The following is a 25,866-nucleotide window of genomic DNA, read 5'->3' on the forward strand; positions in this document are numbered from 1 at the left end:
CACCCACACCGACCTGGGGGCCCTGCCGTGCGGGGCCGCTGTGACCTCGGCGTCTCGCGCGGGTGGGTGAGGGGCTCAGCCGTGTCCGGCTGCTGTGACTCCGGCGGCCGGTGCCGGTCCGTGCACGGCCCCGCCCTGCCCGCGCCGCCGATGACCCCGAGGCCCCCACACCCGCACCGGACCGGCGCCACCGATGACCCAGCCCCAACACCCGCCCCTGACCGGCCCGCCGCGCCGTCAACCGCCGTGACCCGCCCCCGTACACCGGAGACAATGACCCCGTGCACTACCGCATCCTCGGCACCACACAGGCGCTCCGCGCCGACGGGACGGTCGTTCCGGTCGGTGGGGCGCGGTTGCGCGCGCTGCTGACCGTGCTCGCACTGCGCGCCGGACGGACCGTGCCCGCGGGGCTGCTCGTCGACGAGGTGTGGGGCGGGCGGCCGCCCGCCGACGCGCACGGGGCGCTACAGGCACTGGTCGGGCGGTTGCGCAGGGCGCTCGGGGCGGACGCGGTCGCCTCCGTCGAGGGCGGGTACCGGCTCACGGCCGCGCCCGACGACGTCGACCTGAACCGGTTCGAGCGGCTGGCCGGCGAGGGACTGCGGGCGCTGGCCGACGGCGACCCCGCCAAGGCCGCCGTGGTCCTCGACGACGCTCTCGCCCTGTGGCGCGGCCCGGCCCTCGCCGACCTGCCCGACCGCACCGCCGAGGCGGCCCGCCGGGACACCCGCCGCCTGGACGCGCTGCGCGCCCGCCACACCGCCGCCCTCGCCCTCGGCCAGGCCGAGCAGTCCCTGCCGGAACTGACCGCCCTGTGCGACGGCCACCCCCTGGACGAGCCCCTCCAGACCCTGCGCCTGCGGGCCCTGCGGGACGCCGGCCGGGCGGCGGAGGCACTGGACGCCTACGAGGATGTCCGGCGGCTGCTCGCCGACCGTCTCGGCGCCGACCCGGGGCCGCAACTGCGTTCCCTGCACGCGGAGTTGCTCCGCCTCGGGGACATGCCCGCAGGCGCGCCCGCCGCCGGGGGGCCGGGCGGATCCGCCGGCAACCTCCGCGCCCGCCTCACCTCGTTCATCGGCCGGGAAACCGACATCGAGACCCTCCGCGGGGATCTCGCGGCGGCCCGGCTGGTCACCCTGCTCGGCCCCGGCGGCGCCGGGAAGACCCGCCTGTCGCAGGAGGCCGCCGAGACCGTGCGCGAGGCCATGACCGGCGGTGTGTGGCTCGCCGAACTCGCCCCCGTCGACGACCCCGACGCCGTACCGGAGGCCGTGCTCACCGCCGTCGGCGCCCGCGAGACCGTGCTGTACGGAGCCGGCGCCGAAGGCATCCGCGCCGCCGTCGCGGACCGGCTGGACGACCCCGTCGAGCGGCTCGCCGAGCACTGCTCCCGGCCCCGCATGCTGCTGATCCTCGACAACTGCGAGCACGTCGCCGACGCCGCCGCCCGGCTCACCGAGGAGCTGCTGGCGCGCTGCCCGGACCTCACCGTCCTGGCCACCAGCCGGGAACCCCTCGGCGTGCCCGGGGAGTTGCTGCGCCCGGTGGAGCCGCTGCCCGAGCCGGTCGCGCTGCGGCTGCTGGCCGACCGGGGCGCGGCGGCCCGGCCCGGCTTCCGGATCGAGGACGATCCCGGGGCGTGCGCGGAGATCTGCCGGCGCCTCGACGGCCTGCCGCTGGCCATCGAACTGGCCGCAGCCCGGCTGCGGATGCTCACACCCCGCCAGATCGCCGACCGGCTCGACGACCGCTTCCGTCTCCTCACCTCCGGCAGCCGCACCGTCCTGCCCCGCCAGCAGACCCTCAGAGCCGTCGTCGACTGGTCCTGGGACCTCCTCGACGAGGACGAGCGGGAGGTCCTGCGCCAGCTGTCGGTCTTCTCCGGCGGCTGCGACCTGCCCGCCGCCGAGGCGGTGTGCGGGCCGGCCGCCCTGGAGACGCTCGGCTCGCTCGTCGACCGCTCCCTGGTGGTGGCCGCCCCGCCCGGTGAGCCGGCCGACGGGGAGATGCGCTACCGGCTCCTGGAGACCGTCGCCGAGTACGCCGGTGAACGGCTGGACGAGTCCGGGCGGCGCGCCGACGCCGAGCGCGCCCATCTGACGTACTTCCGTGAACTCGCCCGCACCACCGATCCGTTGCTGCGCGGTCCGGACCAGCTCTCCGCCATCCACCGGCTGGAGCGCGAGTACGAGAACCTGCGCACCGCGCTGCGCCACGCCGTCGCCCTGCGCGACGAGCAGGAGGCGCTGTGCCTGGCGCTGTCCCTCGTCTGGTACTGGCAGATGCGCGACCTGCGCAGCGAGGCGCGCAACTGGTACCGCGACGTCATCGCGCTCGGCCCCGACCCCTTCACCGAACCCGTCCGCCCCGCCACCGCGGTGTGGCAGCGCTGCACCGACGCCCCGCCCCCGATGACCGGCGAGGTCCTCGCCGAGGCCCGGCGCGGCATCCACCTCGCCCATCTCGCGTGCATGGACACCGAACTGGATGCCTGGCAGAACCCGCGGTCCCAGCGGAAGCTGCGCACCATCGCCCGGACCTACGAGCCCGGTCTGCCGCAGAACTGCCGGCTCCCCGGCCTGTTCTGGTTCTTCGCCGTGATGCTGACCGGCGACATGGACCGGCTGCGCGTCATCATCGACGCCTCCGTCCAGACCTGCCGGCAGACCCCCGGCTTCGACTGGGAGCTGGCCTCCGGCCTCCAGATGCGGGCCAACTTCCTCGCCAACCGCACCGACTGGGCGGGCGACGCCGCCCGGGACGCCGACGAGTCGCTGGAGATCTACCGGCGTCTCGGTGACGCCTGGGGCATCGCCGAGGCCCTCTCCGCCCGCGCCGAGGCCCACGAACGCAAGGGTGACCACGCCCGGGCCGCCGCCGAATACGAGGCGGCCATCTCCCACGCCGAGCAGCTCGGTGCCCGCGCCCAGGCAGCCGTCCTCGCCGCCCGGCTCGGCAGCGCGCTGCTGGAGGCCGGCGAGGGCGAACGCGGCGAGCGGCTGCTGCGCGAGGTGATCGCCCAGCGCGAGGATTCGCACAGCGAGGCGATGCCCGCGGCCCGGCTGTTCCTCGCCGGCCGGCTCGGCATGACGGGCCGCGTCGCCGAGGCCCGCGAGCAACTGCGGCGGCTGCGCCAGGACTTCCGTATCGCCCACTTCATCGTCTTCGACGCCTTCATCCTCGGCACGGAGGCCTGGCTGGACGCCGAGGAGGAGCGCTACGACGACTGCCTGGACCGCATCCGCAAGGCGCTGGAGCGCGCCGCCGACCCGCTGTCCGAGGCTGTCGCGCCCCATATGCGCTCGGGGTACCTGCTCATCGGCGCCGGGGCCCTGGCCGCCCTCGACAGGGGTCGGCGCGCCGTCGACGCGGCCCGTTGCCTGGGTGCGTTCGACGCCCTGCTGCCGGTCGGCCACGTCGCCCGGATGCAGGAGCGCGCGACCCGTGAGCAGGCGGTGCGGCGGGCCCGGGCGCAACTCGGCGACGCGGCGTACGAGGCCGCGTACGCCGCGGGCGGCGGACTCTCCCTCGAGGAGGCCGCCGCCCTCTTCTGACGCGGACCGGGCGCGTGGGTCAGCTCTTGGTGCGGAACTTGTGGATCGCCACGGGCGCCATCACGGCCGTGATCGCCACCGACCAGCCGAGCGTCACCCACAGGTCGTGCGCGACCGGCCCGCCCACCATCAGGCCGCGCGCGGCGTCCGCGAGCGTGGACAGCGGGTTGTAGTCGGTGAAGGCCTGGAGCCAGCCCGGCATCGACGTGGTCGGCGCGAAGATCGACGAGCCGAACTGCAGCGGGAACAGCACCAGGAAGCCCATCGCCTGTACGGACTGCGCGCTCTTCATGATCACGCCCAGGGTGAGGAACACCCACATGATCGACGAGGCGAACGCGGTGGACAGGGCCACGGCCGCGAACAGCCCGGGCCAGTTGGTGATGTCGAAACCGACCGCCACGGAGACGATCATCAGCACGGCGGTCGCGAACAGCATCCGCAGCAGCTCCACCGAGATCTTCGCGAACAGCACCGAGCCGCGCCCGATGGGCAGGGACCGGAAGCGGTCCATGACACCGGAGTTGAAGTCCTGGCTGAAGCCGGTGCCGACGCCCTGGGACAGCGTCATGCTCATCATCGCGATCATGCCGGGGATCACGTACTGCACATATTGATCCTGCCCGCCGCCCAGCGCCTGACCGATCGAGCCGCCGAACACGAACACGAACAGCAGGGTGAAGATGACCGGCATCAGCAGCGCGTCGGCCATCGACTCCGGGTCCTGGCGGATCCACAGCAGGTTGCGGCGGACGAGGGCACTGGTGTGCCGCAGGTGCCCGCGCAGCGAGATGCGGGCGTCCACCTTGGCGTCGTCGACGGTCACGGCGCTCATACGGCGGCCTCCTGAAGGTCCTCGGCGGGCGCGGTGTCCTGCGGGGCACTGGCACGGTGGCCGGTGAGGGACAGGAACACCTCGTCCAGGCTGGGCAGTTCGGTGCTGACGGCGGCGAGCGTGATGCCGCGGCTCGTGACGGCGCCCACGACGGCGGTCAGTTGCTCGTCGCTGAGGATCGGGACGAGGAGGGTGCCGGAGTCGGTGTCCACGGTGGTGGTCGCGAGCCCGGTGATGCCGAGATCGTCCAGGTACCCGGCGAGCGGCCGCAGGTGCAGGGCGTCGGCCGGCCGGATCCGCAGGGTCCGCCCGCCGACCTTGGCCTTGAGCTCCTCGATGCCCCCGCCCGCGACGACCTTGCCCTTGTCCACGACCGTCAGCTCGGAGGCGAGCTGCTCGGCCTCCTCCATGTACTGCGTGGTCAGCAGCACGGTCACACCGCCGCCGACCATGGCCTTCACCTCGTCCCACACCTCGTTGCGGGTGCGCGGGTCGAGCCCGGTGGTCGGTTCGTCGAGGAAGAGGACGGCGGGCCGGCCGATCATCGAGGCGGCCAGGTCGAGCCGCCGCCGCATACCGCCGGAGTAGGTGCTCGCGGGCCGCTTGGCGGCGTCGGTCAGCGAGAACCGCTCCAGCAGTTCGTCGGCTCGCGCGCGTGCCTGCTTGCGGGGCAGGTCGAGCAGCCGGCCGATCATGTACAGGTTCTCCCAGCCGGGCAGCTTCTCGTCGACGGAGGCGTACTGCCCGGTGAGCCCTATCACCCGCCGCAGCTGCCGAGGCTGCCGTACGACGTCGTACCCGGCCACCGTCGCCTGCCCCGAGTCGGGCGTGAGCAGCGTGGACAGGATCCGCACGAGGGTGGTCTTCCCGGCCCCGTTCGGCCCGAGCACCCCCATCACGGTGCCCTCCCGCACCTCCAGGTCGACCCCGTCCAGAGCCTTGGTCTCCCCGTAGTGCTTCACCAGCCCCCGCACGGTCACAGCGGCGCCGCCGGTTCGTGTGTCGATTCGCGTCATGGGACAGACCGTCTCAGGGCCCACCGACAAAACACCGACAAGCCGCCGACACCCCACCGACGGCCACCGCGACCCTCACATTGAGCAACCACGACGGCGACCGGCCACCTCCGCGAGAGCGGCGCCGGTTCAGGCGCAAAAGGGGACAGCCCGTCGACTGGGGGAAGGTCGACGGGCTGTCCGTGGTGCCGCTGTGGCTCTAGTGGACGGAGTTCTCCTCCTGCGGGAACGTTCCGCCGACGACATCCTCCGCGAACGCCTTCGCCGCGTTCCCCATGACCTCACGCAGGTTCGCGTACTGCTTCACGAACTTCGGCACCCGCCCGCCGGTCAGACCCAGCATGTCGGTCCACACCAGCACCTGCGCGTCGGTCTCGGGGCCCGCCCCGATCCCGACGGTCGGGATGTGCAGCACCCGCGTCACCTCGGCGGCCAGCTCCGCCGGAACCAGCTCCAGCACCACCGCGAACGCCCCCGCGTCCTGCACGGCCTTCGCGTCCCGCAGCAGCTGCTGGGCCGCCTCCTCGCCCCGCCCCTGTACGCGGTAGCCCATCGCGTTGACCGACTGCGGGGTCAGTCCGATGTGCGCCATGACCGGGATGCCGGACTCGACGAGCAGCCGGATCTGTTCGTGCGACCGCTCGCCTCCCTCCAGCTTCACGGCCTGCACGCCCGCCTCTTTCACCAGCCGGGTCGCCGAGCGCAGCGCCTGCACCGGACCCTCCTGGTAGGAGCCGAAGGGCAGGTCGCCGACGATCAGGGCACGCGAGGTGCCCCGTACCACCGCCGCCGACAGCATCGTCATCTCGTCGAGGGTGACGGGCACGGTCGTCTCGTACCCCAGGTGGCAGTTGCCCGCCGAGTCGCCGACGAGCATCACCGGGATCCCGGCCTCGTCGAAGACGGACGCGGTCATCGCGTCGTACGCGGTGAGCATCGGCCACTTCTCGCCGCGCTCCTTGGCGGCGGCGATGTCGCGCACGGTGATACGGCGGGTGCCCTTGCCCCCGTACAGCGCCTTGCCGCTGTCGGAGGGCTTCGCCTGAGCAGTCTGGGCAGCCGGAAGCTGCGTCATTACACGGCTCCTAACACGTCATCTCGAGGCGCCCTGACGGCGTCCCCGGACCACGTCCATGGTGGCACCTCGTGCCACCGAGGGCTAGAGGAGCCCCTGGGGAGCCCCTGTGAGTTCCGCCCGGGAGCCCGCGAGCGGAAAGTTGCGTAAGATCCCGGTAAGAGAATTCCAATACGAGACGGTCTCGTATCGAAATGGTTCTAGGGTTGCGTGCATGACTGCTCCTGCCGACCCCGCCGCCCCCGCCGGCCCGCGTGTACCGGAAGCGGTGCACCGGCGCCGCTGGGCGATCCTCGGCGTGCTGATGATGAGCCTGCTGATCGTGGTGCTCGACAACTCCATCCTGAACGTCGCCATCAAGACGATCTCCACCCCGGCTCCCACCGGCCTGGGCGCCACGCAGAGCGAACTGGAGTGGGCGATCAACGCCTACACCCTCGTCTTCGCGGGCCTGCTGTTCACCGCCGGGCTGCTCGGCGACCGGCTGGGCCGCAAGAGGGTGCTGCTCGGCGGTCTCGCCGTGTTCGGCATCGGCTCCGCGTGCGCCGCGTTCTCCGGCTCGCCGGGCGAGCTGATCACCTTCCGGGCCGTGATGGGCCTGGGTGCCGCGTTCGTGATGCCCGCCACCCTCGCCGTCCTCATGAACGTCTTCGAGCGCGAGGAGCAGCCGAAGGCCATCGGTATCTGGTCGGGTGGCGTCGGCCTCGCCATCGCCATCGGCCCGATCACCGGCGGCGTGCTGCTCGACCACTTCTGGTGGGGCTCGGTCTTCCTCATCAACGTGCCGATCGTGCTGCTCGCGCTCGCGCTGATGCTGTGGCTGGTGCCCGACTCGCGCGACCCGGCCCCCGGCCGCATCGACCCCGTCGGCGTCGTCCTGTCCGTCGTCGGCCTGGTGCTGCTCGTCTACGGCATCATCGAGGGCGGCCGGCTCGCCGACTTCACCGACGCCACCGTGCTGGCGACGATCGGCGCCGGGCTCGCCGTGCTCGTGGCCTTCGTCGTGTTCGAGAAGCGCAGCGACCACCCGTCCGTCGACGTCACGTACTTCAGGAGCAAGGTCTTCTCGGCGGCCATCGCCGCCGTCGCGCTGGTCTTCTTCGCGCTGATGGGCGTGACCTTCTTCTCCGTCTTCTACACGCAGAGCGTGCGCGGCTACTCGCCGCTGCAGACCGGCCTGCTGATGCTGCCGCTGGCCGCCGCCCAGCTGATCTTCGCGCCGCGCGCCCGGCTGGTGGTCGACCGCTTCGGCAACCGGGCCACGACCACGGCCGGCCTGCTCGTCATCGCCGCCACGCTGGCCGCCTTCACCACCCTGGACGCCGGCACCCCCATCTGGATCCTGGAAGTGATCTTCTTCCTCATGGGCACCGGCACGGCGCACATCATGACGCCGGTCAGCGTCGTCATCATGCAGGCCCTGCCCCGCGAGAAGGCCGGCTCCGCCTCCGCGCTCAGCAACACCTTCCGGCAGGTCGGCGGCGCCCTCGGCATCGCCGTCCTCGGCTCGGTGCTGTCCACGGCCTACCGCACGGGCATCGAGGACAAGCTCGGTGCGCTGCCCCCGGCCCTGCGCCACACCGCGGGGGAGTCCATCGAGGCCACGCTCGGCGTCGCGGCCGAGCTGGGCCCGCGGGGCGAGTCCCTCGTCACCCCGGCCTACGACGCGTACCTGCACGCGATGCACGTCACCGCCCTGTGCGGTGCGGGCGTCGCCCTGGCCGGAGCGGTCGTCGTGGTGCTGTGCCTGCCGGGGAAGCCGTCGGCGTCCCAGCAGGCCGACGAGGGAGCGGAGTTGTCGCACACAGGGTCGTAGACCTGCGGGAGAATTCCCTTTTCCCGCAGCCGGGAACGCATGTGCCCCGTCAGGAAAGGACGCAGCGACGTGAGCCTCGCCGAACGGCACTCCCCGCACGACGGTCCCACCAGGGGCCGCCCCCGAAGCGAGGCCGTCGAGCGCGCCATCATCGAGGGCGTGATGAAGCTCCTGGAGGAGGGCGTGCCCCTCGCCGAGCTGTCCATCGAGCGCATCGCCCGCACCGCCGGCGTCGGCAAGGCCACCATCTACCGCCGCTGGAGCGGCAAGGAGGAGCTCTTCGTCGACGTCGTGCGCGCCGCCGAGCCCCCGGACCCGCCGCTCCCCGGCACCTCCATGCGCGACGACCTCGTGGTCCTGCTGGAGCAGGTGCGCCGGCGCGGCCTGGCCAACCGCTCCTCGGCGATCCTGCACAGCGTGCAGGCCCAGATGAAGAGCAGCCCGAAGCTCTGGGCGGCGTACCACGCCACCGTCGTCGCCCCGCGCCGCCGGCTCGGCCTGGAGGTCCTGCGCCGCGGCCGGGAGAACGGCGAACTGCGCGCGGACCTCGACCTCGAACTGCTGAACGACCTGTTCGTCGGCCCGGTGCTGGTACGCGCCGTGCTGCGCCCCGACGCCGACCTCCCCGACGACCTCGCCGAGCAGGTCGTCGACACCCTGCTCGAAGGACTGCGCCCCGGCAGCTCACCCTCTGTCAGTTCGGCCTCCCGCGGCTCCTAGTGTGCGCGTTTCGTCACAGAGGGCGCTTTCGGCGGGCGTGATCGGAACTCACCGCGGGGGGTCGAACGTCATCGCCCCCGTACGGCCGTCGAGGGACGGCGGGAACGGAACGGATCATCCCCTAGGGTCGTAAAGACACGGGGGCGATGGTGTGCACGGCAGGCAGTGAGGCGACGGTATGGCCCAGCAGGCGTACATGACGGAGACGGACAACGGCGGCTCGGGGCCCGAGCACCGGGGAACCCGGCTTCGGCGCCTGTTCGACCGGCTGGCGGGCTCCTGGCGGGGCGACCCGAGGATCTGGCGGCGCGGACTGTTCGTCGCCGCCTGCGCGGCGCTGCTGGCCCTGGTCATGGGGCTGCACTCGCGCATCCCGAACGCGATCGGCAACCTGGGCAGCCTCACCGAGACGTTCCTGCCCTGGCTGGGGCTCCTCGTCCCGGTGCTGCTCGTCCTCGCCCTGGTCCGCAGGTCCGCGACCGCGCTGATCGCACTGGTGCTGCCGTCCGTGGTGTGGCTGAACCTCTTCGGCGGCCAGCTCAGCGACAAGACCGCGACCGGCGGCGACCTCACGGTGGTCACGCACAACGTCAACGCCGACAACCCGGACCCGGCCGGCACCGCCCGTGACGTGGCCGCCTCCGGCGCGGACGTGCTGGCCCTGGAGGAGCTGACGCCGGACGAGGTCCCGACGTACGAGCAGGCGCTGGCGTCGACCTACCGCTACCACTCGGTGCAGGGCACGGTCGGCGTGTGGAGCAAGTACCCGCTGACCGGCGTGCGGGACGTCGACCTCGACATGGGCTGGACGCGCGCGATGCGCGCCACCGTGACCGCCCCGTCCGGGCAGCTCGCGGTCTACATCGCCCATCTGCCGTCGGTGCGCGTGAAGATGGAGGCCGGCTTCACGGCCCGCCAGCGCGACCGCAGCGCCGACTACCTCGGCGAGGCCATCGCCCACGAGCCGCTGAAGAACGTCGTCCTGCTCGGCGACCTGAACGGCACCATGAACGACCGCGCGCTCAACGCCGTCACGTCCCAGATGCGCTCCACGCAGGGCGCGGCCGGCAACGGCTTCGGCTTCAGCTGGCCCGCCTCGTTCCCGATGGCGCGCATCGACCAGATCATGGTCCGGGGCCTGAAGCCGGAGAGCTCGTGGACCCTCCCGCAGACCGGCAGCGACCATCTCCCCGTCGCCGCCCGTGTGAGGGTCACCACAAGCGGCTCCTGAAACCCGCTGGTCAGGGCATTTCCGACAGAAATCCGCAGCTGCGGCGTCACCTCGTGGAATAGCGCGCCTGCGAGACTTTGTTCCGTACTTGAACATACGCGTACGGATCTCCAAGCAAGTCTCGAAAGGCTCCTTCATGCCCCTGGCCCTGCTCGCCCTTGCCGTGGGCGCCTTCGGCATCGGCACGACCGAGTTCGTGATGATGGGGCTGCTGCCCGATGTCGCGGACGACCTGAACATCTCGATACCCAGCGCCGGCCATCTGGTGTCGGCGTACGCGCTGGGCGTCGTCATCGGCGCCCCACTGCTGGCCGCGGTCACCGCCAGGATGTCCCGGCGCACGGTCCTGATCGGCCTGATGGGACTGTTCGTCGTGGGCAACGCTCTGTCGGCCCTCGCGCCCGACAACGGCTGGCTGCTGGCCGCCCGCTTCCTGAGCGGTCTGCCGCACGGCGCCTTCTTCGGCGTGGGCGCCGTCGTCGCGACGAGCATGGTCGCCCCCGAACGCAAGGCGCGCTCGGTCTCCCTGATGTTCCTCGGCCTGACGGTCGCGAACGTCGCGGGCGTGCCGGTCGCGACCCTGATGGGCCAGCACCTCGGCTGGAGGGCGACCTTCCTCGGCGTCAGCGCCATCGGCCTGGCGGCGATCGCCGCGCTCGCCCTCCTCATCCCGCACGACCACGAGCACACCACCGCCCACGGCCTGCGCGGCGAACTCGCCGCCCTGAACTCCCTCCCGGTCTGGCTGTCGCTCGGCACGACCGTCGCGGGTTTCGGCGCCCTCTTCGCGGCCTACAGCTACATCACGCCGATGCTCACGGATGCCGCCGGCTACGCGGGCGCCGGCGTCACCCTGCTGCTGGCGCTGTTCGGCGTCGGCGCGACCGCCGGCAACCTGCTGGGCGGCCGCCTGGCCGACCACTCCCTGCGCGGCACGCTGTTCGGCGGCCTGGCCTCGCTGGTGGCGGTCCTGGCGCTGTTCCCGCTGCTGATGCGCACGGAGATCACCGCCGCCGTGGCCGTGATCCTGCTCGGCATGGCGGCCTTCGCCACCGGCTCCCCGCTGCAGCTGATGGTCATGGAGAAGGCCTCCTCGGCCCCGTCCCTGGCCTCCTCGGCCAACCAGGCCGCCTTCAACCTGGCCAACGCCGGCGGCGCCTGGATCGGCGGCCTCGCCCTGGCCGCGGGCTTCGGCGTCACCTCCCCGGCCCTGGCCGGCGTGGCCCTGGCCGTCCTCGGCCTGGCCGTGGCGTCGCTGGCCTACGCGGTGGACCGGCGCCGGGCTCCGGTCGCCGGACGCGAGCGGATCGTGGCGAGCCATGTCCCGCAGGAGGCGGAAGCAGTGCGCCACTGACGGCTTCCGGCACGCGGCAGCCCGTGGGACCCGGTCCCATGAGCTGCCGTTCTTTCTGCCTACCGGGGGGCCTGGCGCCGCGCCGCGACGACCGCTGAACTCGTGGGCGTGGTGAGGACTTCGGAGGCCTCCAGCTCCGGATGGGTCAGATAGAACAGGCGCAGCTCGTCCACCTCACCCCCGAACCGGGGCGGCCACTCGGCCGACGGAGTGAAGTCGTCCAGGACGAGAATCCCCCCGGGAGCGAGCAGTTCGACGACCCTCCGGGGATCGTCGCGTTTGCCGCCGCCGTCACAGAAGAACACGTCGAACGGGGCGTGCCGTTCGAGCAGCCGCCAGTCGCCGGCCAGCACGCTGACGCGGCTGTCGTCGGCGAAGATCCTTGCAGCGCGCCGGGCCCGCTCCTCGTCCCGCTCCACGGTGACGAGCCGCGCACCGACCCCGAGACCACTGTGCAGCCAGGCGGTCCCCACCCCCGACCCCGTGCCGCTCTCGGCGACGACCCCACCGGGCTTGGCAGCGGCGGCCGTCCTCAGCAGCCTGCCGACCTCCGGGATGCAGCTCTTCGCGAACCCCGCCTCGACGGCGAGGCGTTCGGCGGTCAGCACACGCGCCGGAACGGCACGCTCACTCATGACCAGGCCCCCTTCACGACGGGCCCGACGCTACCTGACGGGCATCCCGGTCGGCTGCCGGTCGCGGTGGTGGCGGTGTGCGTGGGACCCGGCGCGCCGCAGGCTCACTGCTGCGGCCGGGTGGCGATCTGGATCAGGTTGCCGCAGGTGTCGTCGAAGACGGCCGTGGTGACGGGGCCCATGTCCAGGGGCTCCTGGGTGAAGCGGACGCCGAGGCCGCTCAGGCGCTCGTGCTCGGCCCGGACGTCGTCGACGGCGAACTGGGCGACCGGGATGCCGTCGCCGACGAGCGCGTCGCGGTAGGGCTCGACGGCCGGGTGGCCGGCGGGCTCCAGCAGCAGTTCCGTGCCGCCGGGCTCCTCGGGGGAGACGACGGTCAGCCAGCGGTCCTTCCCGCCCACCGGGACGTCGTACTTCTTCACGAAGCCGAGGACCTCGGTGTAGAAGCGGAGGGCTTCGGCCTGGTCGTCGACGAAGACGCTGGTGAGATGGATCCTCACGGCGGGCTCCCGTGGTCAGGTGGAACTCGGGTCTCGACGGGGCCGGCGGCCTCCAGCGCCGTGTGGCGCTGGGCGACCGCCGGGCCCGGGATGCCGAGCCGAGGCTTGTACCTCCCGACCCTTGCCCGTCAGAGCGACTCCCGCCACCCGTTCGTGATCGGCAGCCGCCGGTCCTTGCCGAAGCCCTTCGGCGAGATCTTCGTACCCGGCGGGTACTGGCGCCGCTTGTACTCGGCCGTGTCGACCATGCGCAGCGTCTTCGCGACCAGTTCCGCGTCGAAACCGGCCGCCACGATCTCGTCCGCGCCCCGGTCCCGGTCGACGTACAGCTCCAGGATCGCGTCCAGCACCGGGTAGTCGGGCAGCGAGTCCGTGTCGACCTGGCCCGGGCGCAGTTCCGCGCTCGGGGGCTTGGTGAGGGAGTTCTCGGGGATCGGCGGGGTCTGGCCGCGCTCCAGGGCGGCCCGGTTGCGCCACTCGGCGAGGCGGAAGACCGACGTCTTGTAGACGTCCTTGATGGGGCCGTACGCCCCGACCGAGTCGCCGTAGAGCGTGGAGTAGCCGACCGCCAGCTCCGACTTGTTGCCGGGGGCCAGGACGATGTGGCCCTCCTGGTTGGAGATCGCCATGAGCAGCGTGCCGCGCAGACGCGACTGGAGGTTCTCCTCCGCCAGGCCCGTCAGGCCCAGCGAGCCCATGTACGCGTCGAACATGGGCTCGATCGCGACCGTGCGGTAGTTCAGGCCCGTGCGGCGGGCCAGTTCGGCCGCGTCGTCCTTGGAGTGGTCCGAGGAGTACTTCGACGGCATCGACACGCCGTACACGTTCTGCGCGCCCACCGCGTCGCACGCGATCGCCGCGACCAGCGCCGAGTCGATACCGCCCGACAGGCCGATCAGGACCGACGTGAAGCCGTTCTTCGCGACGTACGCCCGCAGGCCCACGACCAGCGCCGAGTAGACTTCCTCGTCGTCCTCCAGACGGTCCGCGTAACCACCCGTGAGCTCGGGCTCGTACGGGGCGAGCGGCTCCTCCGAGAGGACGACCCGGTCGATGCGCAGACCGTCGTCGACCACGCCCGTCGGCGCGTCCGCCGACGCCGCCGGCAGGTCCAGGTCCAGGACCACACAGCCCTCGGAGAACTGCGGCGCCCGGGCCACGACCTCGCCGTCCCTGTCGACGACGATCGAGTCGCCGTCGAACACCAGCTCGTCCTGGCCGCCGATCATGGCCAGGTACGCCGTGGTGCAGCCGGCTTCCTGGGCCCGCTTGCGGACCAGCTCCAGGCGCGTGTCGTCCTTGTTGCGCTCATACGGGGAGGCGTTGATCGAGACCAGCAGGCCCGCCTGCGCCGAACGGGCGGCGGGGACACGGCCGCCGTCCTGCCAGAGGTCCTCGCAGATGGCCAGGGCGACATCCACGCCGTGCACCCGCAGCACCGGCATGCTGTCGCCGGGCACGAAGTAGCGGAACTCGTCGAACACGCCGTAGTTCGGCAGGTGGTGCTTGGCGTAGTTCAGGACCACCTCGCCGCCGTACAGCACCGCACCCGCGTTCTGCGGCGCGCCGGCCGGCTGGCCGTACTTCGGCTGGGCGGTCGCACTGCGGTCGAGATAGCCGACGATCACCGGCAGCTCTCCGAAGCCCTCCTCGGCCAGGCGGGCGGCGAGCGAGCGCAGCGCCGTGCGCGAGGCCTCCACGAAGGACGACCTGAGCGCCAGGTCCTCGACGGGATACCCGGTCAGCACCATCTCCGGGAACGCCACGAGATGCGCTCCCTGCTCGGCGGAGTGCCGGGTCCAGCGGACGATCGACTCGGTGTTCCCGGCGAGGTCGCCGACGCCGGCGTCGATCTGGTTCAGGGCGAGACGTAGTTGAGGCACGCCGCCCAGTGTAATCGTCAGAGCGACGCAATGGGGTGGTGTGGGTCACCGTTCCTGAAGACTGAGTGGGAGTGAGTCCTGGTGCCAGGGCTCGTGCTCAGCCGCGTGCTCCGAACGGTGTTGGGCACGCTGGTCGCCCGCCTTCGCTCGGCGTGCGGGCGGCACGACTCCTGGTCGTGGTCCGGGAATGCGGGGGCGGGGTTCCTCACGCCCCGGGGTGCCCGGTCCGGCCTGGACGGTCCGGTGCCCGCAACGATCGCTCTGGTCGTTACGGGGCGGTGCCGCCCGTCGCCGGATCGGATGCCCCAGGGCGCGCCGTCCGATCGCCACGGCTGCCGCGTCGCGGCGGGTGGTCTTGCGGGTGGGTGTGGTCAGCGGCTGCTGCCAGTGCTGGGCACCCCACCGGGAGGTGTAGGCGGGGTCGACCGCGACAATGGCGATGTTCTGCTCAGCGGCCATCGACACCGGCCTGGCTTTGAGGCGCGCGGTGGGGAAGCGGGAGACCGGACGGCGGAATCGCTTGTTACGGCCACGCTTCTCCCGGCTCTTGCCGTCGGTGAAGTCGAGGTCCCCGAGCGCGATCGCCGTGGCTGCGCGGCGGCGGGTGTGGTGCAGCAGCCGGGTCAGCGCGTGGCGGATCTGGGCGTCCCGGTGTTGTGTGCTGCCCGACAGTTCGTAGAAGAAGCGCTTGGGTTCGCCGACGGGGTTGCCGTGGATGTCGAGGTGCCAGGCGGCGAGGTGGTCGTCGTTCATGTCCACTGCCACCACCCCCTTGGCCAGGGCCGACTGAAGCGGCAGCGCGGTTGGATCTCATGGAACCCCCCGTGCGGTTCGTCGCGAGTGGATCACTCGACGGTCGCCACTCTCGCGATGAACCGTTCATGCCAGGGAATGGCGCAGCCCAAGAAGCGCTCCACGGAGGCCAAGAAGAGCCCAAGAAGCAGCCGGGCGGGGCGATGTGGGGCTTACGCGCCCACCGTCCCTACGAGCGCGGCGCCGCGCCCCGCTCCTTGAGCATGTCCGTCATCAGGCCGATCTCCGACTGCTGCGCGTCCACCATGCCCTGCGCGAGCCGCTTCTCCACGCCGACCGCGCACTTGTCCGCACAGCCCTCGGCCATGTGGACGCCGCCCTTGTGATGGTCCGTCATCAGCTGGAGGAAGAAGACCTCCGCCCGCTTCCCGCTGAGCTCGCCGAGCTTCTTCATCTCGGAGTTGGTCGCCATGCCCGGCATCAGCGCGCCGTCCTTGCCGGAGGCCATGCCGCCCATGTCCATCCAGGTCATCGGCGGTTCGGAGGACACCTTGGGCAGGCCCCACAGGTCGAGCCAGCCGAGCATCATGCCGCGCTGGTTGGCCTGCGTCTGCGCGATGTCGTACGCCAGGCGCCGGACCGCCTCGTCCTCGGTGCGGTCGCGCACGATGTACGACATCTCCACGGCCTGCTGGTGGTGCACCGCCATGTCCCGCGCGAACCCGGCGTCCGCGGACTCGGCCGACGGCGTCCTGCCGCTGCCGTCGTCCCCGGCGACGGCGTAGGTGATCGCACCGGCGGAGACGAGCGCCGCCGCCGCGGCCCCGGCGATCAGACCGACGTGCCTCACCTGGACAGCCCGTTCGTGCAGGCGGCACCCGGCTCGGGGGTCTGCTCGCCCTGGACGAACCTCTCCAGGAACGTGTCCACGTTCGGGTCGCTCGCGCCCGTCACCGTGCGCTGGTGGCCCCACGCCGAGAGCATGATCGGGTCCTTCTGGTCGTCCACCGGGCTCATCAGCGTGTACGGCGTCTTCTTCACCTTCGCCGCGAGCGCGTCGATGTCGGCCTTCTTCGCCGCGGCGTTGTACGTCACCCACACCGCGCCGTGCTCCAGCGAGTGCACGGCGTTGGTGTTGTCGAGCTGCTCGGTGTAGACGTCGCCGTTGCAGTTCATCCAGACCCGGTTGTGGTCACCGCCGACCGGCGGCTCGGAGGCGTACTTCACGGCCTTGGTGACGTGGTTGCGGGCCAGCTTCCCCTCCCAGGTCTTCACGCCGTCCTTGCCCGTCACGAACTTGCCCTTGCCCGAGGAGTCGCTCGCCGCCGCGGTGGTGCTGCCCTTGTCGTCCTGGGACCGCACGAGCACGACGCCGCCGACCACGAGTCCGACCACGACCACGACGCTGGCCCCGATCGTGAGGGCCCGGTTGCGACGCTCACGGGACTGCTCGGCGCGCCGCATCTGCTCTATTCGCGCCTTGCGGTCCGTGCTGCTCTTGTTGGCGGAGCCCATGAGGTGTCCTTCGTGGGAAAAGTGACGGTCGGGTGGGCTGATCGTAATGGGGGAGGCGTGGCGCCTCGTAGAGCAGCCACCGGAATGGGCCGAATCGATACGGCACCGACAGCCGCGCGACAGCTTCGGGGGTCCGGGGCCCGCTCCCACCGGATAATTTGAACCACGGATTCCCATTACCTACGCTGCCTGCATGCGGCTGCTGCGCTCCACCGACCTCGCCCTGCGGGTCCTGATGCGGCTCGCCGTCGCGGGCGAGTCGACTCCGACGACCCGGGAGGTCGCGGACGGCATGGACGTGCCGTACACCCACCTGGCGAAGGTCGTCGCCGAGCTCCAGCACATGGGGCTGCTCGAGGCCCGCCGCGGCCGCGGCGGCGGACTCACCCTCACCGAGCAGGGCCGTAGGGCCTCGGTGGGCGCCGTGGTCCGCGCCTTCGAGGGCAGCGGCGACGTCGTCGACTGCGAGGGCCCCACCCCCTGCCCCCTCAAATCGGCCTGCCGCCTGCGTACCGCCCTGCGCCGGGCCCAGGAGGCGTTCTTCACCTCACTGGACCCGGTCACGGTTGAGGACATCGTGGCGGAGCCGACCGGGGCACTGCTGCTGGGGATCTCGCGGGGCGCCGACCCCCGTGACGGCTAGGGCCTGATCCGAACGGCAGGCCCTATTCCCGGCCCGCCAGCCACAGGTCCGGGCCGAACACCTCGTAGTGGATGTCGGCGGGTGCCACGCCCTTCGCGATCAGCTGGGTCCGTACCGCCCGCATGAACGGCAGCGGGCCGCACAGGTACGCGCGCGTGCCCGGGGCGAGGGGGACGCCGGTGAGGTCGACCAGGCCGGCGTGGGCGCCTGAGGGGGCGTCCTGCTCATACCAGAGGTGGACGGCCGCGTCCGGCAGCTTGGCCGCGTAGGCCTCGTGGTCGGTGCGCAGGGCGTGGGCCGCGGGGGAGCGGTCGGCGTGCACGACGGTGACCGGGGCGCGGTGCCCCGAGTCGGCGAGGTGCGCCAGCATCGCGGTCATCGGGGTCACGCCGATGCCCGCCGAGGCCAGCAGCAGCGGCGTGTCGGGGCCGGCGTCCAGGACCAGGTCGCCGTACGGCTCGGACAGCTCCAGGACGTCGCCCACCTGTACGCGCGCGTGCAGGTGGTTCGAGACCTCGCCGTCGGGGGCGCCGGCCTCGCGCACGCGCTTCACGCTGATCTGCCGCAGGTCCGGGGCGGGCGCCCCGGACAGGCTGTACTGCCGTATCTGCCGGGCACCGTCCGCGAGGGCGACGCGGACGGAGACGTACTGGCCCGCGAGGAAGTCCCGCACCGGGCCGCCGTCGGTCGGCCGCAGCCGGAACGTGGCGACGTCCGCGGTCTCGGCGACCCGCTCCACGACCTCCCAGGCCCGCCAGGTGTGCCCGCCGCGCTCCTCGCGCAGCCGCTGCTCCACGGCGATCAGGGCGTTCGTCATCAGCCAGTAGACCTCGTCCCAGGCGGCGGCGACCTCGGGCGTGACGGCGTCGCCGAGCACCTCGGCGATGGCGGCGAAGAGGTGCTCGTGGACGATGCGGTACTGCTCCGGGGTGACGCCGAGCGAGGCGTGCTTGTGGGCGATGCGCTGCAGCATCGCGTCCGGCCGCTGCCCGGGGCGGTCCAGCAGGTGCGTGGCGAAGGCGGCGATGGAACCGGCCAGCGCCTGCCGCTGGGTGCCGGAGGCCTGGTTGCCCCGGTTGAACAGGTCCCGCAGCAGCTCCGGGTGGGCCGCGAACAGCCCGGCGTAGAAGCGCTCGGTGATCGCGCCGAGGGCCCCGCCGACGGCGGGGAGTGTGGCGCGGACGGTGGCGGCGGACTGGTCGGACAGCATCAGGGCTCCTCAGGGCTCGACTGTGCGCACGATATTTAAACTTGCATCTGAGATGCAAATTAAGCTGGGGCGCGGGGAGGGGAACCGGCCGTTACGGATGTCGGTGCGAGCAGGCACTATGGGCGGAAGAGCAGTTCACCTGCCGTGTGTGAGGCGTTCGGCCCCGGGTCGCCCGGGCGATCATGGTCCGCAACGCGTACGAAATGGTGGTGTGGTGGGATGCTCAGGTGCCCGACCGCCTCCCGTGGTACGGAAGACAGGCGGCCTGACCAGCAAGGATGGGGAAGCGGAAGATGGACAAGCAGCAGGAGTTCGTGCTCCGGACGTTGGAGGAGCGCGACATCCGGTTCGTACGCCTGTGGTTCACGGACGTGCTGGGCTTCCTCAAGTCCGTCGCCGTGGCCCCGGCCGAGCTGGAGCAGGCCTTCGACGAGGGCATCGGCTTCGACGGCTCCGCGATCGAGGGCTTCGCCCGGGTCTACGAGTCCGACATGATCGCCAAGCCGGACCCGTCGACCTTCCAGATCCTGCCCTGGCGTGCGGAGGCCCCGGGCACGGCCCGCATGTTCTGCGACATCCTCATGCCGGACGGCTCCCCGTCCTTCGCCGACCCGCGCTACGTCCTCAAGCGCGCCCTGGCCCGCACCTCCGACCTGGGCTTCACCTTCTACACCCACCCGGAGATCGAGTTCTTCCTGCTGAAGGACCGCCCGCTGGACGGCTCCCGCCCCACCCCGGCCGACAACTCCGGCTACTTCGACCACACCCCGACCAACGTCGGCATGGACTTCCGCCGCCAGGCGATCACGATGCTGGAGTCGATGGGCATCTCGGTGGAGTTCTCCCACCACGAGGGCGCCCCCGGCCAGCAGGAGATCGACCTCCGCTACGCCGACGCGCTGTCCACGGCCGACAACGTCATGACGTTCCGCCTCGTCATGAAGCAGGTGGCCCTGGAGCAGGGCGTGCACGCGACGTTCATGCCGAAGCCGTTCTCGGAGCACCCGGGCTCCGGCATGCACACCCACCTCTCCCTCTTCGAGGGCGACCGCAACGCCTTCTACGAGTCGGGCTCGGAGTACCAGCTCTCCAAGGTCGGCCGCTCCTTCATCGCGGGCCTGCTGCGGCACGCGGCGGAGATCTCCGCGGTCACCAACCAGTGGGTGAACTCCTACAAGCGCATCTGGGGCGGCGCGGAGCGCACCGCGGGTGCGGGCGGCGAAGCCCCCTCGTACATCTGCTGGGGCCACAACAACCGCTCGGCGCTCGTCCGCGTCCCCATGTACAAGCCCGGCAAGACGGGCTCGGCGCGGGTCGAGGTCCGCTCCCTCGACTCCGGCGCCAACCCGTACCTGGCGTACGCGCTGCTGCTGGCCGCCGGCCTCAAGGGCATCGAGGAGGGCTACGAGCTCCCGCCCGGCGCGGAGGACGACGTCTGGGCCCTCTCCGACGCGGAGCGCCGCGCCATGGGCATCGAGCCGCTTCCCCAGAACCTCGGCGAGGCCCTGACCCTCATGGAACGCAGCGACCTCGTCGCCGAGACCCTCGGCGAGCACGTCTTCGACTTCTTCCTGCGCAACAAGCGCCAGGAGTGGGAGGAGTACCGGTCCGAGGTGACCGCGTTCGAACTGCGGAAGAACCTTCCGGCGCTGTAGGTCCCGCCGGCCTCGGCCGACGGACATCCCGCGGCACCGCTCACACCGACGCGTTCTCCGACGCCGTCGTCCACGCGAATCCGTCCGGGTCGGTGAACGGCCCGGCGTCGCCGCCGATGACGAGGCGGTGGGAGCCGGTGCCGTCGGGGGAGACGCCGGCGACCTTGGCGAGGCCGCGGCGCTTGTACAGGGCCAGCTTGACCGGGCCCGGTCCGGTGGCGAACTCGACGTACTTGCCGCCGAAGCTCTTCCCCACGGCCAGGCCGTGATCGACGTAGAACTGCTTGCTGGCCTTCACGTCCTCGACGCCGAGCAGCAGGACGAACTCGTCGACCTGCCGGGTCGCCGGGCCGGTGTTCTTCTTCGACGACGACGCGATCTGCCAGATCGTCCCGTCCGGGGCCTGCACGACGCCCCCGTAGCCCCACAGCGACTTGGCGGCGGGCTTCAGCGTCGTCGCGCCGGCCTGCACGGCCGCGTCGACGAGGGCGTCCACATCGGCCGGCTGGGAGACCACGAGCGACAGCGTGAACCCGCGGAAGCCGGAGGACGGTGCCTCCGACGCCCGCAGGCGCAGCCGGTCGTCCAGCCCGAAGGCGGCGGAGTAGAAGCGGCCGGCGGCGGCGGGGTCGGCCACCTCGAGAGTGACGGATGCGATGGAAGTCATGACAACGACGCTAATCGCGCTCCGGGAACCGTGCTTCTCGATTCCTGACCGGGTTGTCAGGCCTGCTGCCGCTTCAGGTCGGCCAGCAGCTGATGCAGCGGCTCCGTGGCCCGCCGCCGGTACTCCTGCACCGCCCACCCGTTGCCGTCCGGGTCCTGGAAGTGCATGAACGTGGCGCCGTCGTCCGGGGAGTACTGGACCGGTTCCGAGATGTCGAGGCCGCGGGCGACCAGCTCCGCGTGGGCCGCCTTGATGTCGGCGACGCACAGTTGCAGGCCCTGGTAGGAGCCGGGGGCCGGGGTGGGGCCGGGGGTCATCTGCCAGATCGACTCGCCCAGGGCGATCGAGCAGCCGGAACCCGGAGGGGTCAGCTGGATGATCCGCATCCCGGGCATGACCTCCTGGTCGATGTCCACGTGGAAGCCGACCTTGTCCCGGTAGAAGTCCCGGGCGCGGTCGATGTCGGTCACGGGCAGCGGGATGACTTCGAGGGTGATGTCCATGGCGTGACTCCTTCGTCCGGCCTCGTGCGAACCGCCGGCTCGTCCGGCTGAACGGCTCCCCCTCACCGAAGCCGAAAACGGTGTGCGGCGCCACCGAGTGGACGGCCCCACGGCCCGTGCCGTGGCGGAAATGGCCTTCCCGTACCCCATGTGGCCAGAAAGCGCCGTACGTCGCCTCCCACGTCGCGGCCAGTCCCCGTAGCACGCGCGGCCCCGTCCGCCTGCCGAACTCGTCGGCGCTTCCCCCGGCCTGTGCGGTTAGGCTCAAAGCCGTATGACCTTGATCCGATGGATGTCCGAGGAACAGTGCGAGGGAGGCCCGGATGACGGCGGCGCCGGGGCGCAGGAGCAGTACCTTCACACGGCTGCTGCGGCACGGCTTCACCGACGCGTCCGCCGCCGAGCGGCTCCTGGACAGCCCTGAGCTCGCGCCTCTGCGCGACGACCCGGTGCTGCTGGAGGCGCTGGGCGTCACCGCCGACCCCGATCTCGCGCTGCTCGGACTCGTCCGGCTGCTGGAGGCCCAGCGGAGCCCCGGCGCCCGCCGGGAACTGCTGGACACCCTGATCTCCTCCAAGCCGCTGCGCGACCGGCTGCTGGGCGTCCTGGGTGCCTCCACCGCCCTCGCCGACCACCTCACCCGGCACCCGGACGACTGGCAGGCCCTCGTCATGTACGAGGCGTACGACCTGCACCCCGGGGTGGAGGAGTTCGAGGCCGGCCTCGCGGAAGCCGCCGACCCGGTCTCCCTGCGCGTCGCCTACCGGCGCTGCCTGCTGTCCATCGCCGCCCGGGACGTGTGCGGCACCACGGGCGTCGCCGAGTCCGCCGCCGAGCTCGCCGACCTCGCCACCGCCACCCTGCGCGCCGCCCTCGCCATCGCCGAGGCGGCGGCGCCCGAGGACACCGCCCTGTGCCGGCTCGCGGTCATCGCGATGGGCAAGTGCGGCGGCCACGAGCTGAACTACGTCTCCGACGTGGACGTCATCTTCGTCGGGGAGGCCACCGAGGGGACCGACGAGACCAAGGCCGTGCGCGCCGCGACCCGGCTCGCCTCGCACATGATGCGGATCTGCTCCGAGACGACGGTCGAGGGCTCCATCTGGCCCGTCGACGCCAACCTCCGGCCCGAGGGCAGGAACGGCCCGCTCGTGCGGACTCTCTCCAGCCATCTCGCCTACTACCAGCGCTGGGCCAAGACCTGGGAGTTCCAGGCGCTGCTCAAGGCCCGCCCGGTGGCCGGCGACCTCGACCTCGGCGAGGAGTACGTCGCCGCCGTCCAGCCCCTGGTGTGGAAGGCCGCCGAGCGCGAGAACTTCGTCCCCGACGTGCAGAAGATGCGCCGCCGGGTCGTGGAGAACATCCCCGTCGCCGAGGTCGACCGCCAGCTGAAGCTGGGCCCGGGCGGCCTGCGGGACGTCGAGTTCGCCGTGCAGCTGCTCCAGCTGGTGCACGGCCGGGCCGACACCTCCCTGCGCAGCGGTACGACCCTGGACGCGCTGGGGGCCCTCGCCGCCGGCGGCTACGTCGGCCGGGCCGACGCGGCCCAGCTCGACGAGGCCTACCGCTTCCTGCGCTCCATGGAGCACCGCATCCAGCTGTTCCGGCTGCGGCGCACCCACCTCGTCCCCGAGGACGAGGCCGAGCTGCGCCGCATCGGCCGCTCCCTGGGCCTGCGCAAGGACCCGGTCGCCGACCTGCACCGCGAGTGGCGGCGGCACGCGGGCGTCGTACGCCGGCTGCACGAGAAGCTCTTCTACCGGCCGCTGCTCGACGCGGTGGCCCAGCTCGCCACCGGCGAGGCCCGGCTCAGTACCGAAGCGGCCCGGGAACGCATGGTCGCCCTCGGGTACGCCGACCCGGCCTCCGCCCTGCGCCACCTGGAGGCACTGGCCTCCGGCGTCACCCGCAAGGCCGCCATCCAGCGCACCCTGCTGCCCGTGCTGCTCGGCTGGTTCGCCGACTCGGCCGACCCGGACGCGGGCCTGCTGGGCTTCCGCAAGGTCTCGGACGCGCTCGGCAAGACCCCCTGGTACCTGCGGCTGCTCCGGGACGAGGGCGCCGCCGCGCAGAACCTCGCCCGTGTGCTGTCCGCCGGCCGGCTCGCGCCCGACCTGCTCATGCGCGCCCCGGAGGCGGTCGCGCTGCTCGGCGACGGCGACGGCGGCGGCCTGGAGCCACGGTCGCGCGCCCATCTGGAGCAGGAGATACTCGCCGCGGTGAAGCGCGCCGAGGGCGGCGCCCAGGCGGTCACGGCCGCCCGCGGTGTGCGCCGCCGCGAGCTGTTCCGCACGGCCGCCGCCGACATCGTCGGCTCCTACGGCACCGAGGAGCAGCCCGCCGAGGCCGACCAGGGCGCGCTGGTGGACCGGGTCGGCGGCGCGATCTCGGACCTGACGTCCGCGACCCTGGCCGGCACGCTCCGCGCGGTCGTGCGGGACGGCTGGGGGGACGACCTGCCCACCCGGTTCGCGATCATCGGCATGGGCCGGTTCGGCGGCCACGAGCTGGGCTACGGCTCGGACGCGGACGTGCTGTTCGTGCACGAACCGCGCGACGGCGTCGACGAGCGGGAGGCCTCCGAGGCGGCGAACAAGGTCGTCTCCGAGATGCGCCGCCTGCTGCAGATCCCCAGCGCCGACCCGCCCCTGCTCATCGACGCCGACCTGCGCCCCGAGGGCAAGTCCGGGCCGCTGGTCCGCACCCTCACCTCGTACGCGGCGTACTACCGCCGGTGGGCCCTGACGTGGGAGTCGCACGCGCTGCTGCGGGCCGAGCCCGTCGCAGGCGACGAGGACCTGGGCCGCCGCTTCATCGAGCTGGTCGACCCGCTGCGCTACCCGGCCGACGGGCTCGCCGACGAGGCCGTCCGCGACATCCGGCGGCTGAAGGCCCGCATGGAGTCCGAGCGGCTGCCGCGCGGCGCCGACCCCAAGCTGCACGCCAAGCTCGGGCCGGGTGGTCTGTCCGACGTGGAGTGGACCGTGCAGCTCATGCAGCTGCGGCACGGCTCGACGGAGCCGGGCCTGCGCACCACCCGCACCCGCGAGGCCCTGGCCGCGGCCCGCACCGCCGGGCTGATCCGGGACGAGGACGCGGCGACCCTCGACGAGGCCTGGGTCCTCGCGACCCGCGTCCGCAACGCGGTGATGCTGGTCCGCGGCCGGGCCGCCGACACCTTCCCCTCGGATCCCCGGGAACTGGCCGCCGTAGGACGGTACTTGGGCTACGGCCCCGGTCATGTCGGCGACATGCTCGACGGGTACCGGCGGACCGCACGCAGGGCGCGGGGCGTGGTGGAGGAGCTGTTCTACGGGGCGGCCGAGCGCTGACGCCGGCGGCTGTTCGGATCAGGCCCGTTCCGCTTCCGGGAGGCGTCCGGTCCGCGCGCCGGCACCGTCTGCGGCAGCGCGTACGGCTGCCGTCCGTAGCAGACCCCGGCCACCGCGAACCCGAAGGCCAGGCACAGCACGCCACCGACCGCGTCCAGCCAGAAGTGGTTGGCCGTGGCCACGATGACCACCAGCGTCAGCACCGGGTACAGCGCGCCCAGCACCCGCACCCAGGGGATTCTCGCCAGGGCGAAGATCGTCAGCCCGCACCACACGGACCAGCCGATGTGCATCGACGGCATCGCGGCGTACTGGTTGGACATGTGCTTCAGATCGCCGGACGCCATCGAACCCCAGGTCTGGTGGACCATGACCGTGTCGATGAAGTCGCCGCCGTTCATCAGCCGCGGGGGCGCCAGCGGATACAGGTAGTAACCGACCAGGGCGACGGCCGTGGTCGCGAACAGCACCAGGCGGGTTGCCGCGTAACGGCCGGGATGGCGACGGTACAGCCACACCAGGACACCCAGCGTGACGATGAAGTGGAGCGTCGCGTAGTAGTAGTTCATTCCGACGATGAGCCAATGCACCGCGTTCACGGCGTGGTTGACCGACTCCTCGACGGCGATGCCCAGATGGTGCTCGACCCGCCAGATCCAGTCGGCGTTGCGCAGCGCCTCGGCCTTCTGCTCTGGTACGGCGTTGCGGACGAGCGAGTACGTCCAGTAACTCACCGCGATCAGCAGGATCTCGAACCAGAACCGGGGCCGGCGCGGGGTGCGCAGCCGGTTCAGCGGACCACGCCCCGGATCGGCCGCAACGGGGTCCGGGAGGGCCGCTTCCAGGCCCTCCGGCTTCGTTACGGTCGTTTCACCCATAGGCGCAAAGTCTGCCAGAAAAGGACTTCCCCACCGATCATCCCGCGGCCCGGCCCGAGCCGCATGTCCTAGGGCGACATCAGGC

General features: G+C 72.0%; 21 protein-coding genes. 8 read left to right on the forward strand and 13 right to left on the reverse strand.

Annotated features, from left to right (window positions below; genetic code table 11):
- Positions 1–281 precede the first annotated feature (281 nt).
- Positions 282–3,560: a BTAD domain-containing putative transcriptional regulator gene (locus G3I77_RS03740; protein WP_248501044.1), complete on the forward strand. Its 3,279-nt coding sequence runs from the start codon at positions 282–284 to the stop codon at positions 3,558–3,560.
- 19 nt (positions 3,561–3,579) lie between these two features.
- On the opposite strand, the gene G3I77_RS03745 is transcribed toward G3I77_RS03740, so the two are convergent.
- From G3I77_RS03745 to panB, 3 genes are all read right to left on the reverse strand, one after another.
- Positions 3,580–4,395: an ABC transporter permease gene (locus G3I77_RS03745; RefSeq protein WP_248501045.1), complete on the reverse strand. Its 816-nt coding sequence runs from the start codon at positions 4,393–4,395 to the stop codon at positions 3,580–3,582.
- Positions 4,392–5,411, reverse strand: coding sequence for an ATP-binding cassette domain-containing protein (locus G3I77_RS03750; protein ID WP_248501046.1), 1,020 nt, complete (start codon positions 5,409–5,411; stop codon positions 4,392–4,394). Before G3I77_RS03750 ends, G3I77_RS03745 begins: the two co-directional genes overlap by 4 nt.
- Before the next feature lie 199 nt (positions 5,412–5,610).
- A complete protein-coding gene (panB, locus tag G3I77_RS03755; protein WP_248501047.1) occupies positions 5,611–6,486 on the reverse strand; it encodes a 3-methyl-2-oxobutanoate hydroxymethyltransferase in 876 nt (291 codons plus the stop codon).
- 214 nt (positions 6,487–6,700) lie between these two features.
- On the opposite strand from panB, the gene G3I77_RS03760 reads away from it, so the two are divergent.
- The 4 genes from G3I77_RS03760 to G3I77_RS03775 all read left to right on the forward strand — a co-directional run bounded on the left by G3I77_RS03760 (position 6,701) and on the right by G3I77_RS03775 (position 11,607).
- A complete protein-coding gene (locus tag G3I77_RS03760) occupies positions 6,701–8,302 on the forward strand; it encodes an MFS transporter (protein WP_248501048.1) in 1,602 nt (533 codons plus the stop codon).
- Between the two features lie 39 nt (positions 8,303–8,341).
- Positions 8,342–9,022, forward strand: a complete 681-nt coding sequence (locus G3I77_RS03765; protein ID WP_374385286.1) for a TetR/AcrR family transcriptional regulator — start codon at positions 8,342–8,344, stop codon at positions 9,020–9,022.
- A 178-nt stretch (positions 9,023–9,200) separates the two neighbouring features.
- Entirely contained in the window at positions 9,201–10,253 is a 1,053-nt protein-coding gene (locus G3I77_RS03770) for an endonuclease/exonuclease/phosphatase family protein (RefSeq protein ID WP_248501050.1), read from the forward strand.
- Between the two features lie 136 nt (positions 10,254–10,389).
- Positions 10,390–11,607, forward strand: coding sequence for an MFS transporter (locus tag G3I77_RS03775; RefSeq protein WP_248501052.1), 1,218 nt, complete (start codon positions 10,390–10,392; stop codon positions 11,605–11,607).
- 59 nt (positions 11,608–11,666) lie between these two features.
- On the opposite strand, the gene G3I77_RS03780 is transcribed toward G3I77_RS03775, so the two are convergent.
- From G3I77_RS03780 to G3I77_RS03805, 6 genes are all read right to left on the reverse strand, one after another.
- Entirely contained in the window at positions 11,667–12,248 is a 582-nt protein-coding gene (locus tag G3I77_RS03780) for an O-methyltransferase (RefSeq protein ID WP_248501454.1), read from the reverse strand.
- Between the two features lie 98 nt (positions 12,249–12,346).
- Entirely contained in the window at positions 12,347–12,742 is a 396-nt protein-coding gene (locus G3I77_RS03785) for a VOC family protein (RefSeq protein WP_248501053.1), read from the reverse strand.
- Positions 12,743–12,870: 128 nt separating this feature from the next.
- Complete coding sequence (locus tag G3I77_RS03790) at positions 12,871–14,625, reverse strand: NAD+ synthase (protein WP_248501054.1); 1,755 nt, start codon at positions 14,623–14,625, stop codon at positions 12,871–12,873.
- A 45-nt stretch (positions 14,626–14,670) separates the two neighbouring features.
- Positions 14,671–15,378: a hypothetical protein gene (locus G3I77_RS03795; protein WP_308311356.1), complete on the reverse strand. Its 708-nt coding sequence runs from the start codon at positions 15,376–15,378 to the stop codon at positions 14,671–14,673.
- A gap of 229 nt (positions 15,379–15,607) precedes the next feature.
- On the reverse strand, positions 15,608–16,228 hold the full coding sequence (locus G3I77_RS03800; RefSeq protein ID WP_248501055.1) for a DUF305 domain-containing protein: 621 nt from the start codon (positions 16,226–16,228) through the stop codon (positions 15,608–15,610).
- Entirely contained in the window at positions 16,225–16,893 is a 669-nt protein-coding gene (locus tag G3I77_RS03805) for a DUF3105 domain-containing protein (RefSeq protein WP_248501057.1), read from the reverse strand. Before G3I77_RS03805 ends, G3I77_RS03800 begins: the two co-directional genes overlap by 4 nt.
- A 193-nt stretch (positions 16,894–17,086) precedes the next feature.
- Between G3I77_RS03805 and G3I77_RS03810 the strand changes: the two genes are divergently transcribed.
- Positions 17,087–17,536 (forward strand): Rrf2 family transcriptional regulator, encoded by a 450-nt coding sequence (locus G3I77_RS03810; RefSeq protein ID WP_248501059.1) that lies wholly within the window; start codon positions 17,087–17,089, stop codon positions 17,534–17,536.
- A 22-nt stretch (positions 17,537–17,558) separates the two neighbouring features.
- Here G3I77_RS03810 and G3I77_RS03815 read toward each other — a convergent pair whose 3' ends face one another.
- A complete protein-coding gene (locus G3I77_RS03815) occupies positions 17,559–18,746 on the reverse strand; it encodes a globin domain-containing protein (protein ID WP_248501061.1) in 1,188 nt (395 codons plus the stop codon).
- A 293-nt stretch (positions 18,747–19,039) separates the two neighbouring features.
- On the opposite strand from G3I77_RS03815, the gene glnA reads away from it, so the two are divergent.
- Positions 19,040–20,401, forward strand: coding sequence for a type I glutamate--ammonia ligase (gene glnA, locus G3I77_RS03820; protein ID WP_033312643.1), 1,362 nt, complete (start codon positions 19,040–19,042; stop codon positions 20,399–20,401).
- A gap of 40 nt (positions 20,402–20,441) precedes the next feature.
- On the opposite strand, the gene G3I77_RS03825 is transcribed toward glnA, so the two are convergent.
- Both G3I77_RS03825 and G3I77_RS03830 read right to left on the reverse strand, forming a co-directional pair.
- On the reverse strand, positions 20,442–21,068 hold the full coding sequence (locus G3I77_RS03825; protein ID WP_248501455.1) for a VOC family protein: 627 nt from the start codon (positions 21,066–21,068) through the stop codon (positions 20,442–20,444).
- A 56-nt stretch (positions 21,069–21,124) separates the two neighbouring features.
- Positions 21,125–21,571 (reverse strand): VOC family protein, encoded by a 447-nt coding sequence (locus G3I77_RS03830; RefSeq protein WP_248501062.1) that lies wholly within the window; start codon positions 21,569–21,571, stop codon positions 21,125–21,127.
- Positions 21,572–21,894: 323 nt separating this feature from the next.
- On the opposite strand from G3I77_RS03830, the gene G3I77_RS03840 reads away from it, so the two are divergent.
- Positions 21,895–24,903, forward strand: a complete 3,009-nt coding sequence (locus G3I77_RS03840) for a bifunctional [glutamine synthetase] adenylyltransferase/[glutamine synthetase]-adenylyl-L-tyrosine phosphorylase (protein WP_248501063.1) — start codon at positions 21,895–21,897, stop codon at positions 24,901–24,903.
- Here the strand turns inward: G3I77_RS03840 and G3I77_RS03845 are convergent.
- A complete protein-coding gene (locus G3I77_RS03845) occupies positions 24,882–25,781 on the reverse strand; it encodes a phosphatase PAP2 family protein (RefSeq protein ID WP_248501064.1) in 900 nt (299 codons plus the stop codon). The genes G3I77_RS03840 and G3I77_RS03845 overlap by 22 nt on opposite strands.
- Positions 25,782–25,866: the final 85 nt, after the last annotated feature.

This window comes from Streptomyces sp. D2-8 (assembly GCF_023184515.1).
Lineage (GTDB): Bacteria > Actinomycetota > Actinomycetes > Streptomycetales > Streptomycetaceae > Streptomyces.